This is a genomic window from Kitasatospora arboriphila, from assembly GCF_039528095.1.
GTDB lineage: Bacteria > Actinomycetota > Actinomycetes > Streptomycetales > Streptomycetaceae > Kitasatospora > Kitasatospora arboriphila.
The window spans coordinates 1-652 of sequence record NZ_BAAALD010000266.1; the positions used below are offsets into that span (position 1 = coordinate 1).

The window sequence follows — 652 nt, forward strand, 5'->3', positions numbered from 1 at the left end:
GGCCGCGTTAGAGCTTGCGAAGTCCACTGAGGACCCTTTCGAGCAGCGTGACGTCAGGCGCACCGCCGGACTCGCCCGCGGCAGCGGGCTGGTGGATGGTGACCAGGCCGGCCTCGGCCAGGTCGGCGACGAGAATACGGGCGACACCGAGCGGGACACCGGCCAGGGCCGAGATCTCCGCGACGGACTTGACCTCGCGGCAGAGTCCGACGATCCGGGCGTGCTCGGGCAGCAGACCGCCGGAGCGCTCGGCCGAGCCGGTGGTCGAGATCAGCGCCTCGATCGCCAGCTGGTACCGCGGCCGGGTACGGCCGCCGGTCATCGCGTACGGACGGACGAGCGGCTGCTGCTCGTAGCCGCCGGACTGCTGCTGCCCACCGTAGCCGCCGGCCTGCTGGCCGCCGTAGCCACTGCCGTACCCGTTGCCGTACGAGCCGGCCGGTGTCGGGGGCGGGGTCATAGGTCCTCCTCGTGCTGCCGCCGTTCGCAGCGGGGTTCCAGCCGGTCGGTGCCGGCTGGGGCGGTCGGCCACCCGGGGGCGGCCGATGGTCGGTGCGCCCGGCCGGGCGGGCCGGGCGCATTGCGGGGGTCGGGAATTCAGTGCAGCAGGCTGCCCTGCAGTTCTGCCCGGAGGGCGGGGGTGAGGACGGCG

Annotated in this window: 1 protein-coding gene; it reads right to left on the reverse strand. The window is 74.2% G+C overall.

Features of this window, described 5'->3' with window-relative positions; translation table 11 throughout:
- Window positions 1-7 precede the first annotated feature (7 nt).
- The gene (locus ABD353_RS39880) at window positions 8-460 is read right to left on the reverse strand and encodes a DUF742 domain-containing protein (RefSeq protein WP_030277985.1); all 453 of its coding nucleotides are present in this window, start codon (window positions 458-460) and stop codon (window positions 8-10) included.
- Between the last annotated feature and the right edge of the window lie 192 nt (window positions 461-652).